Consider the following 17,692-nt stretch of genomic DNA (forward strand, 5'->3'; position numbering starts at 1 on the left):
TCAGCGACCCCCGAACTGTTGCCCGCGCGGCTGGGTGCGGTCGGCCGGTCGGGTGTCATACGGGGAGCGCGGCTGCCGGTCCGAGGGCAGCGGCAGCCGGTGGACGAGCTCGGCGATGATCGCGTCGGTGGTGCGGCGGGACAGCTGCGCCTCGGCGGTCGGGATGACCCGGTGCGCGAGGACCGGCACGGCCAGGGCCTGCAGGTCGTCGGGGAGCACGAACTCGCGCCCTTCGAGGGCGGCGACGGCGCGGGCCGTGCGCAGCAGCTGCAGCGTCGCGCGGGGCGACGAGCCCAGGCGCAGCTCGCCGGACTCGCGGGTGGCGGTGACGATGTTGACCGCATACTGCTTCACCGCGTCGGCGACGTGCACGTCACGGACGGTGGCGATCATGCGGCGGACCTGGGTGGCGTCGGAGACGGGCAGGATGTCGTCGAGCGCGTCGTGGCGGCCGTGCACGTCGAGCATCGCGAGCTCGGCACCCATGTCGGGGTAGCCCATCGCGATCCGGGCGGTGAACCGGTCGCGCTGCGCCTCCGGCAGCGGGTAGGTGCCTTCCATCTCGATCGGGTTCTGCGTGGCGATGACCATGAACGGGACCTGCAGCGGGTAGGTCGCGCCGTCGACCGTGACCTGCCGCTCCTCCATGCTCTCCAGCAGCGCCGACTGCGTCTTCGGCGAGGCCCGGTTGATCTCGTCGCCGACGACGATGTTGGCGAACACCGCGCCCGGCTTGAACTCGAAGTCGCGCGTCTCCTGGTTGTAGACGCTGACGCCGGTGACGTCGCTGGGCAGCAGGTCGGGCGTGAACTGGATACGCCGGACCGAACAGTCGATCGACTTCGCCAGGGCCTTGGCGAGCTTGGTCTTGCCGACGCCGGGTACGTCTTCGATGAGGAGGTGGCCCTCAGCGAGCAGCACGGCGAGCGCGAGCCGCACAGTGGCGGTCTTGCCCTCGATGACCTGCTCGATGTTGGCGACGATCGCATCGGTCGCGGCGCGGAACTCCGGGCTGGGGAGTGGGGCCCCGAGCTCCTCGAACGTGCGGTGCCTGGTCAACTGGCCTCCTCGTTTCCTGCTGTGGCCACCGTTAGGTGATAGACCCGTAGGTGGACCGCCCGGTTGCACGGAAACGTTGGCAAGCCGAGCCGTTTATATCCCCTCAGGCTAGCCGGGGATCGCACACCGCGCCGCACCGGAAAACGTCATTCCGGACATCACGGCCGTGACTGTCCGCGACGTTTTTTCCGCGGGCCCGCGGCGAGCCGCACGTACCCCCGCAAATGTCCAACAAACGGAACTGCCGGGATGCGGCCGGCGCCGATTCCGGCAGACTGGACCCATGCACGAGGAGCAGAATGTCGGGCAGCTCCTCAACGGTCGCTACCGCCTCGCCGACCGGCTCGGCGAAGGCGGCATGTCGGTCGTTTGGGACGCCCGCGACGAGGTCCTCGGACGGGCCGTCGCCGTCAAGGTCCTCGCCGGCCCGTTCGCCGCCGACCCCGCCTGGCGCCAGCGGATCCGGACCGAGGCGCGGGCCACGGCGAGCCTTTCGCACCCGAACGTCGCCGGTGTCTACGACTACGGCGAGACCGCCGGCGGCAGCCCGTTCGTCGTGATGGAGCTGCTGCGCGGGCCGACGCTCGCCGAGCGGCTGACCGCGGGCCCGCTCAGCCCCGCCGCGGCGATCCGGGTTTGCGCCGAGGTCGCCGCCGGCCTGGCCGCCGCGCACGCCGAGGGCTTCGTGCACCACGACGTCAAACCCGGCAACGTGGTGCTCACCCCGGGTGCGGCGAAGCTCCTCGACTTCGGCATCGTCGGCGTCCACGGCGACCCGGACGGCGGCCTCGACGACGCCGGCCTGGTCCTCGGCACGCCCGCCTATCTCGCGCCGGAGCGGCTCGTCGGCGACGAGGCGGTGCCCGCCAGCGACGTGTACGCGTTCGGGATGCTGCTCTACCGGTGCCTCACCGGCCGCCTGCCGTGGGACGGCGAGACCACCGCCCAGATGCTGCGCTCGCACGTGACCGTCGCGCCCGATCCGCTGCCCGACCTGCCGGGCGTGCCGGTGCAGGTCCGGGACCTGTGCATGCGCTGCCTGGTCAAGGCGCCCGCGGCCCGCCCGTCCGCGGAGGAGGCGGCGGCCGTGCTCGCCGAGGCGGCGGGCGTGTCGCCGCGTCCAAATGCCGAAGAGCTGCATCTGGTACCGGCGGTGCCGCCGCAGCTGACGGCCGCCGGAGCAGCGGCCCGGACGGACGGCACCACGGCCATCGGCGACGCCACCGCCCCGGTCGACCCCGTCCCGGTCGCGCCGGCCGGGGAAGAGCGCGCGACGGACGCGCCGGCCGGGGAAGAGCGCGCGACGGACGCGCCGGCCGGGGAAGAGCGCGCGACGGGCGCGGTCGGTGACGGCGCGGGTGAGCGGCGGCGGGTGCTCGCCGGGATGGCGGTCGTGGTGGCGGTGGCCGCGCTGCTGGTGACGTTCGCGCTGAGCCGCCCGCCCAGCGAGCCGCAGGTCACAGTGGGGGCGGCCCGCGGCGCGCCGGCCGCGACCGGCTCGCCGGACACCCTGGACACTCCGGTCACCCCGGCGGACGCCGGCCAGAGCGCCGGTGCGGGTGGTCAGAGCGGCGGCACGTCCGGCGGAGCCGGCGGATCGGGCGGCGGCGGCCCAGTCGGTACAGACGCCGCGAACGGGAACGGAAACCCCGGGCACACCGGCAACACCGGCAGGGGACAGACCACCCCGGTGGAGGGGCCGCCCGTCAGGATCGGCACGTCCGGCGGGGTCGTCGTCGCGGCGTGCGCCGGCGACCAGGTCAACGTGACCGGCGCCGAGCCCGCCGCCGGTGGCAGCCTGGTCTCCCTGCAGGCGGGGCCGCGCAACAAGTCGCGGGTGGAGTTCAGCCTGGCCGGGCAGCGCCTGCGGTTCGAGGTGCGGTGCTCCGGTGGTGTACCGGCCGCCGTCCGCGACTGAACCACCGCGCCGCTCGCCCGGGCCCGGTCCAAACGCGCTGCGAGCGGGCGCGGACCCTGCGGTACACTCCGAGGCATGACATGGGCTGTCCGGCTTCTTAGCGAGCCGTGCTGACGCACTGACTGCGTCCGCACGGCGACCCCTCCTGCGTGAGGGGTTTTTTCATGCCCGGACAATGTTGGACACCCGAGACCCGAAGGCGGCGAGAAGTCATGAGTGAGGCTGTGACCGACGGAGCGGTCGACATCCCGCCCTACCGTTACACGGCGGCGATGGCGACGGACATCGAGGCGTGCTGGCAGGACTACTGGTCGGAGCACAGCACCTTCTACGCGCCGAACCCGACCGGCCCGCTCAGCGACCCGAGCCACCCGCGCGCGGGCGCGCCGAAGCTGTACGTGATGGACATGTTCCCGTACCCGTCCGGCTCGGGGCTGCACGTCGGTCACCCGCTGGGCTACATCGGCACCGACTGCTACACGCGGTACTTCCGCATGGCCGGCTACAACGTGCTGCACCCCATGGGGTTCGACGCGTTCGGCCTGCCCGCCGAGCAGTACGCGGTGCAGACCGGCACGCACCCGAGGGTCACCACCGAGGCCAACGTCGAGCGGTACCGTGGCCAGCTGCGCCGGCTGGGGCTGGCCTACGACGACCGCCGCAGCGTCGCCACCACCGACACCGAGTTCTACCGCTGGACCCAGTGGATCTTCCTGCGGATCTTCAACTCCTGGTTCGACACCGACGCGCAGAAGGCCCGGCCGATCGACGAGCTGATCGCCTCGTTCGAATCCGGCTCGCGGGTGCCGGAGGACGGCCGCGCGTGGGCCGACCTGACGCCGGTCGAGCGGCGCGAGGTGATCGACGGGTTCCGGCTGGCGTACATCTCCGAGGCGCCGGTCAACTGGTGCCCCGGGCTGGGCACCGTGCTGGCCAACGAGGAGGTCACCCCCGACGGGCGCAGCGAGCGGGGCAACTTCCCCGTGTTCAAGCGGAGCCTGCGGCAGTGGATGATGCGGATCACCTCGTACGGCGACCGGCTGCTGGACGACCTGGAGCGGCTGGACTGGCCGGAGAAGGTCAAGACCATGCAGCGCAACTGGATCGGCCGGTCCCGGGGTGCGCACGTCGACTTCGGCACCGACACCGGTGCCGCGATCCGGGTGTTCACGACCCGCCCCGACACGCTGTTCGGCGCCACGTACATGGTGCTGGCCCCGGAGCACGAGCTGGTCTCCTCGCTGGTCCCCGCCGCCTGGCCGGACGGCATCCCGCAGGTCTGGACCGGCGGGCACGCCACCCCGGGTGCGGCGGTCGCCGCCTACCGCGAGTTCGCGGCGGGGAAGTCCGACGTGGAGCGGCAGGCCGACGCCAAGGAGAAGACCGGCGTCTTCACCGGCGCGTATGCGGTGAACCCGGTCAACGGCTCGCGCGTCCCCGTCTTCATCGCCGACTACGTGCTGGCCGGCTACGGCACCGGCGCGATCATGGCGGTGCCCGGCCAGGACGAGCGCGACTGGGAGTTCGCCGAGGTCTTCGACCTGCCGATCATCCGGACGGTGCGGCCCACCGACGGTTTCGACGGGAAGGCCTTCACCGGCGACGGCCCGGCGATCAACTCCTCCTTCCTGGACGGCCTGGGTGTCGTCGAGGCGAAGGCCAGGATCATCGAGTGGCTGGAGGCCGAGGGGCACGGCGTCGGCGCCATCACGTACCGGCTGCGGGACTGGCTGTTCAGCCGGCAGCGGTACTGGGGTGAGCCGTTCCCGATCGTGTACGACGAGACCGGCCTGCCGATCGGCCTGCCCGACTCGATGCTGCCCGTCGAGCTGCCCGAGGTCGAGGACTTCTCGCCGCGGACGTTCGACGTCGACGACGCCGACAGCATGCCCGAGACGCCGCTGTCGCGCGCCAAGGAATGGGTCGAGGTCACGCTGGACCTGGGCGACGGGCCCAAGGCGTACACCCGCGAGACCAACGTCATGCCGCAGTGGGCGGGCTCGTCCTGGTACGAGCTGCGCTACCTGGACCCGTCCAACAAAGACGACATGGTCGCCGCCGACAACGAGCGGTACTGGATGGGCCCGCAGAAGCCCGGCGACGTCGGCGGCGCGGACCTGTACGTCGGCGGCGTCGAGCACGCCGTGCTGCACCTGCTGTACGCGCGGTTCTGGCACAAGGTGCTGTTCGACCTGGGCCACATCAGCAGCGAGGAGCCCTTCCGCAAGCTGTTCAACCAGGGCTACATCCAGGCCTACGCCTACACAGACGAGCGCGGCGTCTACGTGCCCGCCGAGGAGGTCGAGGAGCGCTCACCCGGGCAGTTCTTCTACAACGACGCTCCGGTGAAGCGCGAGTACGGCAAGATGGGCAAGTCGCTGAAGAACGTCGTCACGCCAGACGAGATGTGCGAGCGGTACGGCGCCGACACCTTCCGCGTCTACGAGATGTCCATGGGCCCGCTGGACGTGTCCCGCCCGTGGGAGACCCGCGCGGTCGTCGGCGCGCAGCGCTTCCTGCAGCGCGTCTGGCGACTGGTCGTCGACGAGCAGACCGACGCCACCCGCGTCACCGACGCGGCCCTGGACGACGAGACCCGCCGCCTGCTGCACCGCGTCATCGACGGCGTCCGGGTCGACATCGAGGAGATGCGCTTCAACACCGCGATCGCGAAGCTGATCGAGCTGACGAACCGCGCCACCCAGGTCTCCCCGTCCGGCGCCCCCCGCGAGGTCGTCGACCCGCTGGTGCGGATGGTCTCGCCGTTCGCGCCGCACCTGGCCGAGGAGCTGTGGCAGCGCCTGGGCAACGGGTCGTCGATCGCCTACGCGGACTTCCCGGTCGCCGACCCGGCGTTCCTGGTCGCCGAGTCGGTGAAGTACCCGGTGCAGGTCAACGGCAAGGTCCGCGGCACGTTCGAGATCGCCGCCGACGCCCCGGAGGAGGCGGTCCGCGAGGCCGCCCTGGCCGAGGTCGCCGCGCAGCTGGCCGGCAAGACCCCGAAGAAGGTCATCGTCGTGCAGGGCCGCATGGTCTCGGTCGTCGTCTAGATCGTCGTCCAGATCGAGCACGACGAAGGGCGCCTCCGGTTCTCCGGGGGCGCCCTTCGCGTGTGCGGCGACTACTTGTTGAGGACGGCGGCGAGGCGCTCGTCGCGGAGGCGGGTCGGCCAGCGGTCGTCGATCGGCTCCATGGTCATGCCGGTGGCCCAGCGCAGGAGCAGGTCGGCGATGCCGGGGTTGCGGGCGAGGGCCGGGCCGTGGGAGTACGTGCCCAGGATCCGGCCGTGCCAGGCGCCCTCGGAGCGGCCGTCGTTGCCGATGCCGGCGGTGACCCGGGCCAGGGGTCGGACGCCGGACCCGAGGTGGGTCCGGCCGCCGTGGTTCTCGAAGCCGGTGAGGGTCGGCAGGCCCAGCGCCGGGTCGCACTCGCCGGCCAGCTCGCCGACGGCGCGGGTCTCGCCGCGGTCGGAGTCCAGGTCGAGCAGGCCCAGGCCCGCGCACTTGGCGCCCTTGGCGTAGAAGGAGTTGCCCAGCAGCTGGTAGCCGGCGCACACGGAGAAGACGGTGGCGCCCCGGTCGACGGCCCGGCGCAGGCCGCCGTCGGCGATCAGGCGCTGGGCGGCCAGGGCCTGCGGGCCGTCCTCGCCGCCGCCGATGAGGTACACGTCGCCGTCGGACGGCACGGCCTGGTCGGCGCGGACCTCGCCGCACTCGACCGGCAGGCCGCGCAGGTCGGCGCGGCGGGCCAGGATCAGCAGGTTGCCCCGGTCGCCATACGTGGACAGCAGGTCCGGGTACAGCCAGATCAGGCGCAGGCGCGACTCAGTTGACACGGTCCAGCTCCGCTCGGATGTCCTGGAATGCGGTGTAGTTGGCGATGACCTCGAGACGGCCCGGCGGGATCAGCGTCAGCGCCTGCGAGAACGACTTGACGTGCTCGAACGGCACCTCGTTGACCTCGAGCCGGACGGCGAGGTCCATGGCCCGGTCGCCGGTGACGAGGACGCGCCGCCCGCGCAGGGGCGAGAAGTCCACGTCGTAGAGCCACGACGTGTCCAGGCCGTCGGGGTCGCGGGCGTTGATGGACAGCAGTGTCGGCACGTCGTCGGCCATGTCGAAGGCCTCGAGCCAGCCCGCCGGGTTCTTCGACAGCAGCAGGCGCACGACCCTGCCGTCGCGCTCGACGACCGCGTAGCGGCCGGCGATCGAGGCGACCTTCGCCAGCTCGGGCACGGCCTTCGCCGGGGGGACGCCGAAGTGGGCGGCGACGGCGAGGGCGGTCGCGGCGTTCGCGCGGTTGACCCGGCCGGGCAGCTGCAGCTCGATGTGGTGATAGGCGCCGGTGCTGTCGACGACCCCGTCGCCGGAGACGGCCCAGGTCGGCACCGGCCGGCTCAGGTTGCCGGCGACGCAGGCCCACTGGTCGCCGTTGCGCAAGATGGAGGCGCCGCACTCGGGGCACACCCACGAGTCGTCGTGGAAGCGCTGGCCCGCGGCGACCCAGGTGACACCGGTGCCGGAGGCGACCGCCTTGCCCGCCGCCCACACCACCATCGGGTCGTCGGCGTTGGCGACGAGGTGCAGGTCGCGGCCGGGCAGCGCGTCGCGCCACAGGGCCGCCATCATCGCGACCTCCTTGGCCCGGTCCAGCTGGTCGCGGCTGAGGTTGAGCAGCGCGACGACCCTCGGGCGGGTCGCGTCGAGGACCTGCTTCAGGTAGTGCTCGTCGACCTCGAGCACCGCATACGGCGTGGCGCCCGCCTTCGCCAGGGCCGACGTGTGCCCGGTGGGCATGTTGGCGCCGAGGCTGTTGGTGGCGACGTCGCCGAGCACGCCCATGGCGGCCGCGGTGAGCCGGGTCGTGGTGGTCTTGCCGTTGGTGCCCGAGATCAGGGCGATCTCCCGGCCCGCCGCGAGCTCGGCGAGGAGGTTGGGGTCGACCATCAGGGCGAGCCGGCCGCCGATGACGGAGCCGTCACCCCGGCCGGTGGCGCGGGACAGTGCGGCAGCGCCGCGCGACAACGATGTGGCGAGCTTCGCCCGCATCGGGAGCTTGTGGTCCGTCATCTCACTTCCACTGTCTTCCGGCGATGCCGCAGACCCTACCTGCCACGGATCACTCGCCCAACGCCGTCCACCGTCCGACAACCGACCGCGGGCTCACCCCACCGCTCGTCCCAGAACGCTCCACTTCCCTCCACCGAATCCGCAACAGCGCCGCGGATGACCTTAACGGAGCCATAAAGCACCGGCGAAGTTCGACCTCATAGGCGGTTTGTCCACATTTACGATCAGCCGAACCGACCGTATGGGTGACCGGTCGGCCAACCGCCCTCCACCCCGGCGCACCCCGTTTGACGTGGGATTTCTTCATGCCCGCCGATGTCACTTCCGGTGTTTTCTCGTTGACGGTGGAGGGAAGTGGAGTACAGTGGAGCGCGATGGCGGAGCCGGGGGGCTCGGCCGGCCCCGGGGGGACCGTTCGCGGTGGGAAGGGGTGGATGTCGATGTTTCTCGGCACCCACACTCCCCGCCTGGACGACAAGGGCCGGTTGATCCTGCCGGCCAAGTTTCGGGATGAGCTGGCGGGAGGTGTCGTGATCACCAAGGGGCAGGAGCGCTGTCTCTACGTGTTTCCCGGCGCTGAGTTCGCCCGGATCGCCGAACAGCTTCGTGCGACACCGATGACCCACAAGGCCGCCCGGGCCTACAGCCGGGTGTTCTTCGCCAGTGCTCACGACGAGGTCCCCGACCGTCAGGGTCGGGTCACCATCCCGCCGCATCTCCGCGAGTATGCCGGGCTGGACCGCGAGCTCGTCGTGATCGGCGCGAGCACCAGGGTGGAGATCTGGGACCGCCAGGCATGGGACACCTACCTTGCCGAAAGCGAAGACGACTTCGCCGGGATCGAGGAGGGGGTGCTGCCGGGCGGGCTGTGAGGTCCATCTGCAGGCACCCAGTCGGACGCCGTGCCGCGAGCTCTCCAGCCGCTCCAAGGTCCTGACGCCACTTCCCCGGCGCCAGGGCGGAGCGAGCGGATGGGGAGCTGGCGGTACGGCGCTCGTGCACTACCGCACCGAAATGCACCGCGGCGCGCGATCAGGCACAGCAGCGCGCCGGAGCACAGCACCGCACGGAATGCGCGGCAGCGCACCGGAAGCCGCCGCCGACCCGCGAAGCAGGACGTGAATCACGTTTCAGCTCACCGGAGCACAGGGAACAGCAACGTTCAGCACGACGGCGGGCCGCGAACCCGCCGCGGTAGGGGGTCGACGATGGGGGAGCGGGACATTCACGTTCCCGTGCTGCTCGAGCGCTGCCTCGAGCTGCTCGCCCCGGCGTTGGACCGCGCGGGCGCGCTGCACCTGGACGCCACGCTCGGCCTCGGTGGGCACGCCGAAGCCGTGCTGCTGGCGCACCCGGAGGTGCGGCTGCTCGGCCTGGACCGCGACACCCAGGCGCTGCGCCTCGCGGGGCAGCGGCTGGCGCCGTACGCGGACCGGACCCGCCTCGTGCACGCCGTCTACGACGAGCTCGAGGAGGTGCTGGACGGTGAGGGGATCGACGGAGCGCTGTTCGACCTGGGGGTGTCGTCGATGCAGCTCGACGATGCCGACCGTGGGTTCGCCTACGCCCAGGACGCGCCGCTGGACATGCGGATGGACCAGACGCGGGGCGTCACCGCGGCCGAGGTGGTCAACACCTACAGCCACGGCGATCTCGCCCGCGTCCTGCGGGTGTACGGGGAGGAGAAGTTCGCCTCCCGGATCGCGCAGGCGATCCTGCGGGAGCGCGGCAAGGGGGAGCTGAACTCGTCCGCCAGGCTGGCCGAGCTGGTCCGGGACTCGATCCCGGCGCCGGCGCGGCGGACCGGCGGGCACCCGGCCAAACGCACGTTCCAGGCGCTGCGGATCGAGGTCAACGGCGAGCTCGCCGTGCTCGAGCGGGCGCTGCCGGCGGCGCTCGACGCGCTGAAGCCGGGCGGCCGGATGGTCGTGCTGTCGTACCACTCGCTCGAGGACCGCCTGGTCAAACAGGCGATCGCCGGGCGGTCGCGGTCGACGGTGCCGGTCGAGCTGCCGTTCGTGCCGGCGGGCAGCGAGCCGGAGCTGAGAGTCCTCACCAGGGGAGCCGAGCTCCCCGACGCGGCCGAGGTGGCGGCCAACCCGCGGGCGGCGTCCGTGCGGCTCAGAGCCGTCGAACGCAAGCAACCCGCGGACAGCAAGTAACTGCAACAAAGGCACAACCTCTGGGGGAGGTGTGAGATGAACGTGACGACACTGCCGGCCGACCGGCCGCGCAGAAGTCAGCAGGGTGCATCGCGGTCGGGGGGCCGGACCACGGCGCGCCAGGTTGACGAGCGGAGCGACGCGCCGATCGACGGCGCGACCGCGCTCCAGCCGGATCGGGGGACCACCCAGCCTGCACCGCAGGACAGGCCGGCGCGGGAGCGGCGGGCGCCGCAGGAGAAGAAGGTCCGGGACGAGCAGCGGCCGAGGCTGCGCGTCGCGCCACCGGCGCCGGTCACCGCGCCGCGCGCGCCGTTCGTGGCGCTCGTGCTCGTGCTGGTGCTCCTCGGCGTGATCGGCATCCTCGTGCTCAACACGCGGATCGCCGAGAACGCGTTCCGACTCGACGCGCTCAGGACGAAGCAGAGCACCCTCGACCGTGACGAGGCGCGGCTCCGCAGCGACCTGGCCGACAAGGAGTCGCCGGTGACGCTCGCGGCGCGGGCCAAGCGGCTGGGCCTCGTGCCGTCGCGCACGCCGGCGTACCTGCAGCTGCCCGACGGCAGCCGGCTCGAGATGCCCGGCCCCGGCAAGTAAGCAGCTAGAAGCACGTCCGAGGCACAGCGACGAAGCCAAACTCAACAACGGGAAGTTGCAGGACGATGGCTGGCGACACTCCTGATCGGCGGAGCAGCACCGAGCGGCGCGGGGGCGCCGGACGGGAGGCCGGTCGCGGCAGTGACGCCGGCCGACAGCGGACGGGCGGTCGCGCAGGCGCGGGGGGTGCCGGTGCGGCCGCCCGTTCCCGTGCCGGCGACACCAGTGCTAATCCCAGGGCCAATCCCAGGGCCAATCCCGGGACCGACTCCGGGGCCGAGCCGCCGGTGCGCGGCACGATGTCCGAGGCGCGCCGCTACACGCCCCGGGGGCGCTCCGTCCGTGACGCGTCGGTCGAGCACGGCGGCACGGGGCGGGGCGACCCGTTCCGGCCGGCACTGGAGGTGCTGCAGGGCGGCCGCGCCGACACCGGCCGCCGCGCCGCCGGCCGGGCCGCCGACAGCCCGCGCGATCCGGACACCGCCGCGGACCAGCACCCGCGGCGGTCGACCGACCCGCGGCGGACCACCAACCCGCGCGGCACGACCGACCCGCGCAGGACCGCCAACCCACGCGGCACCGCCGAGCCGCGCGGCACCACCGACCCACGCAGGACGACCGACCGGCGCGGCGCGGCGGATGCCCGCAGGACAGCCGATCCGCGCAGGACGGCCGGTCCGCGCGCCGCGGACCAGCGGGCCGCGAGGATCGGCATCGACCGGGAGCAGCCCGGCCCGCGGTCCCTCGACCGGGACGGGCACACCGCGCCTGACGAGCGGGCCACGGACCCGCGGGCCCGGACGGGCCTGCCGAGGACGGCCCAGGCCAGGTCCGGCGCGCTACCGCTGAAGCGCACCGGCGCCGCCCGCACACCGGCGAGAAGAACCACCCCGGTGCGCAAACCCCGCAAGCAGAGCCGGGTCCGGGTCCCGCGCCTGCCACGCACCAACCGCGCGCCGAAGCTCGCCGAGCCGCGCCGCCGGCTGCGGCTGGCCACGGTGCTGGCACTGCTGATGTTCGCCGCGATCGCCATCCGGCTCGTCCAGCTGCAGCTCACCGACGCCAGCGCCTACGCCGCCCAGGGGCTCAAGGCCCGGCTGGTGCACGACGTCCTGCCCGCGTCCCGCGGCGCGATCCTCGACCGCAACGGCAAGATCATCGTGCACTCGGTCGAGACGCGCTACGTCGCCGCCGACCCGCAGGTGATCAAGGACCCGGAGAAGGCGGCCGACGACCTGTTCGCGATCCTCGCGGACTACGGGGTGCTGCGCTCCGACCTGGTGCGCAAGCTGACCCCGCACAAGGGCGCCGACGGCAAGACCGACATCCGCTACGAGTACGTCGCGCACCAGATCTCGATCGAGGACAGCGAGCGGATCGCCAAGCTCAGCTTCGCCGGCGCGCTGGAGATCGGCCGTGACGAGCGCCGGCACGTGCCCGGCTACGACTTCGCGTCCAACGTGGTCGGCTACACCAGCAGGTCCGACCTGTCCGGCCAGCTCGGCATCGAGAAGGCGTACGACGCGCAGCTGCGCGGCATCGACGGCATGCACACGTACGAGCGCGGCCAGGGCGAGCTCAACAAGCCGCTGCCGCAGGGCGTGCAGGAGCTGAAGCCGGCCCGCCCCGGCAGCTCGGTCGAGCTGACCATCGACAGCGACCTGCAGTTCCTGGTGCAGAAGTCGCTCGGCGACCGGATGGCGGCGCTCGGCGCGTCCTTCGGCACCGCGATCGTGCTCGACAACCGGACCATGGAGGTCATGGCGATGGCGAGCTACCCGTCGTTCGCCGCCAACGACCCCGGCAAGTCGGACCCCGAGGACCTCAAGGACCAGTGCACGGCGACGGTCTTCGACCCCGGCTCGATCCACAAGGCGATCGTCATGGGCGCCGCGCTGCAGGAGGGGCTGATCACGCCGTCGTCGACGATCACCGTCAACTCGAAGGTGAAGAAGGGCGACACCACCTACACCGACCACCCGCCGCAGAAGGACGGCACGCCGATGACCATCCCGGGCATCCTCGCGCTGTCGTCGAACGTCGGCACGATCGCCGTCGCGGACATGCTCGGCAAGGACAAGCTGTACGAGTACCAGCGCAAGTTCGGCCTCGGCCAGCGCACCGGCGTCGGCCTGCCGAACGAGTCGCCGGGGCAGCTCCTGCCGCCGGGCGAGTGGACCGGCTCCAGCCCCGGCTCGATCCCGATCGGCAACGGCGTGGCGACGACCGCGATCCAGATGGCCGCCGTCTACGGCGCGATCGCCAACGACGGCCTGTGGGTGCAGCCGACGCTGGTCCGGAAGATCATCGCGCCGGACGGCACGGAGACCAGGCCGCCCGCGCAGGCGACCCGGCGGGTCCTGGATCCGGTGTACGCGCAGCAACTGCGCACCATGCTGGAGGGCGTCACGACGCTCGACGACGCGACCGGCCACCAGGCGGCGATCCCCGGCTACCGGATCGCGGGCAAGACCGGCACGTCGAAGCTGCCCAAGGACGGCGGCTACGCGCCAGGTGACGTGGTGTCGTTCATCGGCATGGCGCCGGCGGAGGCACCACGCTACGTGGTCGCCGTCACCGCGCACGTGCCCGGCGGCGCGGGTGGTTCCGTCGCCGCGCCGTTGTTCAAGGACATGATGGCGGTCACCCTCAGTAGCTTCGGGGTGGCACCGACGGGCACCGAGCCGCCGAAGCTGACGATCTACCCGTGACACCGACTCTGCCGCTTCCCGGCGGGACGGGTAGGGTCTGACCCCGTGCCCGGCTATCCCCGACCGAGGAGTGTCCGCCCCGTGCTCGCCGTCGAGCTGGCGGCCCTCGCCGGTGCGCCCATGGTGGCGCAGGACGGCGAGGTCGCCGTCACCGGCGTGACCCACAGTAGCTCCGCGGTGCGCCCCGGTGACCTGTACGCGGCCCTGCCCGGGTCGCGGGTGCACGGCGCCCAGTTCGCCGGCCAGGCGAAGGAGGCCGGCGCGGTCGCCGTGCTCACCGACCCGGCCGGCCTCGCGCAGATCGGCGGGCTGACCGGCGACCTGCCCGCGATCGTCGTCGACGACCCGCGCGCGGCGCTCGGCGGCATCGCCTCGCACGTGTACGGCGAGCCGACCCGGCAGCTGACCACGATCGGCATCACCGGCACCGCCGGCAAGACGTCCACGGCGTACCTCGTCGAGGCCGGGCTGCGGGCCGCCGGTCAGGTCACCGGTCTCATCGGCACGGTCGAGACCCGCCTCGGCGACCTCACCATCGACAGCGCCCGCACCACGCCCGAGGCGACGGACCTGCACGCGCTGTTCGCCGCCGGCCTCGAGCGCGGCGTCGAGGCCGTCGTCATGGAGGTCTCCAGCCACGCCCTGGAGCTCGGCCGGGTCAACGGGGTCCGGTTCGCCGCCGCCGGGTACACGAACTTCGGCATGGACCACCTCGACTTCCACCCCGACGTCGAGGCGTACTACGCGGCGAAGGCCAAGCTGTTCGACGGCCGCGCCGCCACCGAGATCCTCAACCTCGACGACGAGCGGGTCATGCGGCTGCGCAAGCCGGCGTCGTGGACCTACTCGGCGGCCGGCGACCCGGCCGCCGACGTCCGTGCCACCGGCATCACACCCGACGGCTACGGCCAGCGGTTCACCGTCACCCGCCGGGACGTGTCCGTCGCGTCCGGCGTGGGCCTGCCCGGCCGGCACAACGTCGCCAACGCGCTGCTCGCGATCGCCGCGCTCGTCGCCGTCGGCGTCGACCTCGCCGTCGCGGCGAAGGCCGTCGCGGAGGCGCCCGGCTCACCCGGCCGGATGGAGCGGGTCGACGCCCCCGGCGACGTGCTCGGCGTCGTCGACTACGCGCACAAGCCCGACGCGATGGTCGAGGTCCTCGCCGCGCTGCGGACCCTCGCCGCGTCCCGGGGCGGCCGTGTCATCTGCGTCGTCGGCGCCGGCGGCGACCGCGACCGGGGCAAGCGGCCGCTGATGGGCCGGGCCGCCGCGGAGGGCGCCGACCTGGTGGTCGTCACCGACGACAACCCCCGCACCGAGGACCCCGCGGCCATCCGGGCGGAGGTGCTCGCCGGCACCCGGGGCGCCACCGCCACCGTCGTCGAGGTGGACGGCCGGCGCGCCGCGATCGACCACGCGGTCGCCCAGGCCCGGCCCGGCGACGTGGTGGCGGTCCTCGGCAAGGGCCACGAGCGCGGCCAGGAGGTCGGCGGCGAGGTCCTGCCGTTCGACGACCGGGTCGAGCTCGCCGCGGCGCTGCGGGCGGTGGCGTCGTGATCCCGTTCACCGTCGCCGAGATCACCGCCGTCGTCGGCGGCACCCTGCACGCCACCGACCCCTCGGCGGCCGGTGCCGCGGTCGTCGACGGCCCCGTCGAGTACGACTCCCGCAAGGTCGGACCGGGCGGGCTCTTCGTCGCGTTCGCCGGCGCGAAGGTCGACGCGCACGACTTCGCCGCCAAGGCCGTCGCCGACGGCGCGGTCGCGGTCCTCGGCAGCCGCCCCGTCGACGGCGTGCCCACGATCGTCGTCGAGGACCCGCGCGCCGCCCTGGGGCTGCTCGCGCGGGCCGCCCTGGAGCGACGCGACGACATCACCGTCGTGGCGATCACCGGCTCGTCGGGCAAGACGAGCACCAAGGACCTCATCGCGGCGCTGCTGCGCACCGCCGGGCCGACCGTGGCGACCATCGGGTCGGAGAACAACGAGCTCGGCACCCCGTACACGGTGCTCAAGGTCGCCGCCGAAACCCGCTTCCTGGTGCTGGAGATGGGTGCGCGCGGTGGCGGGCACCTTGCCTACCTGTGCGGCATCGCGCCGCCGGACGTGTCGGTCGTGGTCAACGTCGGCACGTCGCACATCGCCGAGTTCGGGTCCCTGGAGGGCACCACCCTCGCCAAGGGGGAGCTCGTCGAGGCGCTGCGCCCGGGCGGTCTCGCGATCCTCAACGCCGACGACGAGCGGGTCCGGTCGATGGCGTCGCGCAGCGCCGCGCCGGTGCGCTTCGCGGGTGAATCGGAAGTGTCTGATTTCCGGGCCACCGACGTCGAGGACCTCGGCCGCGGCCGGTTCGGCTTCACGATGCACCTGCCGGGCACCGGCCCGGTCCAGGTGCGGCTCGACGTCGCCGGACGGCACCAGGTCGGCAACGCGTTACTCGCCGCTGCCGTGGCGTCGCACGCCGGTGTGGATCCGGCCACGATCGCCGCCACACTCGGCGATCTAGAGGGCTTGTCGAGCCGAAGGATGGATGTCTTCGACCGTGCCGACGATGTCACGGTCATCGACGACTCGTACAACGCCAATCCGGCGTCCATGGCGGCGGCGCTCCGGGCGCTCGTCGCGGTGGCCGGCGGGCGGCGGATGATCGCCGTGCTCGGCTCCATGGCAGAGCTCGGTGAGTATGAGCGAACCGGACATGAGGAGGTCGGTCGTCTCGCCGCTGAGCTCGGCGTCGACCGCCTCGTGGCCGTGGGCGAGCAGGCCGCGCCGATCCTGCACGGTGCGTCCGTCGTGGCGAGTTGGGGAGGAGACCCGGTGCTCGTGACCGATCAGGAGGCCGCCGTCGCGCTGCTGCGCGCCGAGCTGCGGCCCCGCGACGTGGTTCTGGTCAAGGGATCCAGGTACCGGACGTGGGACATCGCCGACGCCCTGCGGGCGGGCGTCAGGTGAGGGCCGTCTTCGTCGCCGCGTTCGTGGCGTTCCTCATCTCGCTGTTCGGCACCCCCATCGCGATCAAGTACTTCACCAGGCTCAAGGCCGACCAGCCGATCCGCGCCGACGGACCGCAGGGCCACCTGGGCAAGAAGGGCACGCCCACGATGGGCGGCGTGGTGTTCATCTTCGCCACGCTCATCGCGTACACCGGCGGGCACATCGCGCTGACCACGCTGCCGGACCAGCAGCTGCGCCCGAGCGGCCCGACCGCGACCGCAGTGGTGCTGCTGGGCCTGTTCGTCTTCACCGGCCTGCTCGGCTTCCTCGACGACTACCTCAAGGTCGCCAAGCGCAACAGCGACGGGCTCAACAAGCGCGGCAAGCTCATCGGCCAGGCGCTGATCGGCGCGATCTTCGGCGCGATCGCCCTGTACGTGCCGGCGAAGCAGACCGGTGACTCGGTCGTCACCACGGTCGCCAGCCCGAAGCTGTCGTGGGTGCACGACATCGACTGGCTCGACATCACCAAGATCGGCGCCGTCGTCTTCTTCGTGTTCGTGGTCATGTCGATGTCCAACGCGGTGAACCTCACCGACGGCCTCGACGGCCTCGCGACCGGCACGTCGATCCTGGTGATCGGCAGCTACATGGCGATCGCGTTCTGGCAGTACCGGCACTGGTGCGCCGACCCGGAGTACACCGCCAGCTACTGCTACGACGTCCGCGACCCCCTCGAGATGGCGCTCATCGCCGGCGCGGCCGTCGGCGCGCTGGTCGGCTTCCTGTGGTGGAACACGTCACCGGCGCGGATCTTCATGGGCGACACCGGCTCCATGGCGCTCGGCTCGCTCATCGCCGGCCTCGCCGTGGCGACCAAGACCGTCCTGCTGCTGCCGCTGATGGGCCTGCTGTTCTTCATCATCGTCGTGACGTGGATCATGCAGATCGGCTCCTACCGCACGACCGGCAAGCGCATCTTCCGGATGGTGCCGCTGCAGCACCACTTCGAGCTCGCCGGCTGGAGCGAGGTCAACATCGTGGTCCGCTTCTGGATCATCGCCGGCCTGGGCATGGCCGCGTCGCTCGGCCTGTTCGCCGCCGACTTCCTGCGGGTGATGAGCGGCTCCGGCTGACCCCGCGCGTCCGGCCGGCATCACGGCGCGCCGGACATCGAACCGGTCCGACACGCCGGGACCCCGTGGTCGCCAGACCTCGCGGGTCCCGGCGGCATGATGGTCCC

12 protein-coding genes are annotated in these 17,692 nt (G+C 72.4%); 9 read left to right on the top strand and 3 right to left on the bottom strand.

The annotated features are described in order from the left end of the window. Positions 1-1,059 (bottom strand): AAA family ATPase, encoded by a 1,059-nt coding sequence (locus ABD332_RS22130; RefSeq protein WP_344503910.1) that lies wholly within the window; start codon positions 1,057-1,059, stop codon positions 1-3. 283 nt (positions 1,060-1,342) lie between these two features. Between ABD332_RS22130 and ABD332_RS22135 the strand changes: the two genes are divergently transcribed. Both ABD332_RS22135 and leuS read left to right on the top strand, forming a co-directional pair. Next, a complete protein-coding gene (locus ABD332_RS22135) occupies positions 1,343-2,977 on the top strand; it encodes a serine/threonine-protein kinase (RefSeq protein ID WP_344503911.1) in 1,635 nt (544 codons plus the stop codon). Between the two features lie 212 nt (positions 2,978-3,189). Next, on the top strand, positions 3,190-6,027 hold the full coding sequence (gene leuS, locus ABD332_RS22140) for a leucine--tRNA ligase (protein ID WP_344503912.1): 2,838 nt from the start codon (positions 3,190-3,192) through the stop codon (positions 6,025-6,027). Positions 6,028-6,098: 71 nt separating this feature from the next. Here the strand turns inward: leuS and ABD332_RS22145 are convergent, their stop codons facing one another. Next, positions 6,099-6,812: a type 1 glutamine amidotransferase gene (locus ABD332_RS22145; RefSeq protein ID WP_344503913.1), complete on the bottom strand. Its 714-nt coding sequence runs from the start codon at positions 6,810-6,812 to the stop codon at positions 6,099-6,101. Beyond that, the gene (locus ABD332_RS22150; RefSeq protein ID WP_344503914.1) at positions 6,802-8,046 is read right to left on the bottom strand and encodes a Mur ligase family protein; all 1,245 of its coding nucleotides are present in this window, start codon (positions 8,044-8,046) and stop codon (positions 6,802-6,804) included. The genes ABD332_RS22145 and ABD332_RS22150 overlap by 11 nt, the downstream gene beginning before the upstream one ends. Before the next feature lie 440 nt (positions 8,047-8,486). Between ABD332_RS22150 and mraZ the strand changes: the two genes are divergently transcribed. The 7 genes from mraZ (at position 8,487) to mraY (ending at position 17,585) form a co-directional block, all read left to right on the top strand. Next, positions 8,487-8,918, top strand: a complete 432-nt coding sequence (gene mraZ, locus ABD332_RS22155; RefSeq protein ID WP_344504031.1) for a division/cell wall cluster transcriptional repressor MraZ — start codon at positions 8,487-8,489, stop codon at positions 8,916-8,918. Between the two features lie 336 nt (positions 8,919-9,254). Beyond that, positions 9,255-10,208, top strand: a complete 954-nt coding sequence (gene rsmH / locus ABD332_RS22160) for a 16S rRNA (cytosine(1402)-N(4))-methyltransferase RsmH (protein ID WP_344503915.1) — start codon at positions 9,255-9,257, stop codon at positions 10,206-10,208. Positions 10,209-10,244: 36 nt separating this feature from the next. Continuing rightward, the gene (ftsL, locus tag ABD332_RS22165; RefSeq protein ID WP_344503916.1) at positions 10,245-10,805 is read left to right on the top strand and encodes a cell division protein FtsL; all 561 of its coding nucleotides are present in this window, start codon (positions 10,245-10,247) and stop codon (positions 10,803-10,805) included. Positions 10,806-11,092: 287 nt separating this feature from the next. After that, positions 11,093-13,516 (top strand): peptidoglycan D,D-transpeptidase FtsI family protein, encoded by a 2,424-nt coding sequence (locus ABD332_RS22170; protein ID WP_344503918.1) that lies wholly within the window; start codon positions 11,093-11,095, stop codon positions 13,514-13,516. 45 nt (positions 13,517-13,561) lie between these two features. Further along, a complete protein-coding gene (locus ABD332_RS22175) occupies positions 13,562-15,073 on the top strand; it encodes a UDP-N-acetylmuramoyl-L-alanyl-D-glutamate--2,6-diaminopimelate ligase (protein WP_425552268.1) in 1,512 nt (503 codons plus the stop codon). Further along, positions 15,070-16,467 (top strand): UDP-N-acetylmuramoyl-tripeptide--D-alanyl-D-alanine ligase, encoded by a 1,398-nt coding sequence (locus tag ABD332_RS22180; protein WP_344503919.1) that lies wholly within the window; start codon positions 15,070-15,072, stop codon positions 16,465-16,467. The genes ABD332_RS22175 and ABD332_RS22180 overlap by 4 nt, the downstream gene beginning before the upstream one ends. After that, positions 16,464-17,585 carry a phospho-N-acetylmuramoyl-pentapeptide-transferase gene (gene mraY, locus ABD332_RS22185; protein WP_344503921.1) on the top strand — a complete coding sequence of 374 codons (1,122 nt, stop codon included), beginning with the start codon at positions 16,464-16,466 and terminating at the stop codon, positions 17,583-17,585. The genes ABD332_RS22180 and mraY overlap by 4 nt, the downstream gene beginning before the upstream one ends. Positions 17,586-17,692 lie beyond the last annotated feature (107 nt).

The sequence above is a fragment of the Dactylosporangium maewongense genome (genome assembly GCF_039531485.1).
In the GTDB taxonomy this organism is placed as follows: Bacteria; Actinomycetota; Actinomycetes; order Mycobacteriales; family Micromonosporaceae; genus Dactylosporangium; species Dactylosporangium maewongense.

Coding starts and splice junctions, on each gene's coding strand:
- ABD332_RS22135 (WP_344503911.1), top strand. CDS start 1,343: ATGCACGAGGAGCAGAATGTCGGGCAGCTCCTCAACGGTCGCTACCGC.
- leuS (WP_344503912.1), top strand. CDS start 3,190: ATGAGTGAGGCTGTGACCGACGGAGCGGTCGACATCCCGCCCTACCGT.
- ABD332_RS22150 (WP_344503914.1), bottom strand. CDS start 8,046: ATGACGGACCACAAGCTCCCGATGCGGGCGAAGCTCGCCACATCGTTG.
- mraZ (WP_344504031.1), top strand. CDS start 8,487: ATGTTTCTCGGCACCCACACTCCCCGCCTGGACGACAAGGGCCGGTTG.
- rsmH (WP_344503915.1), top strand. CDS start 9,255: ATGGGGGAGCGGGACATTCACGTTCCCGTGCTGCTCGAGCGCTGCCTC.
- ftsL (WP_344503916.1), top strand. CDS start 10,245: ATGAACGTGACGACACTGCCGGCCGACCGGCCGCGCAGAAGTCAGCAG.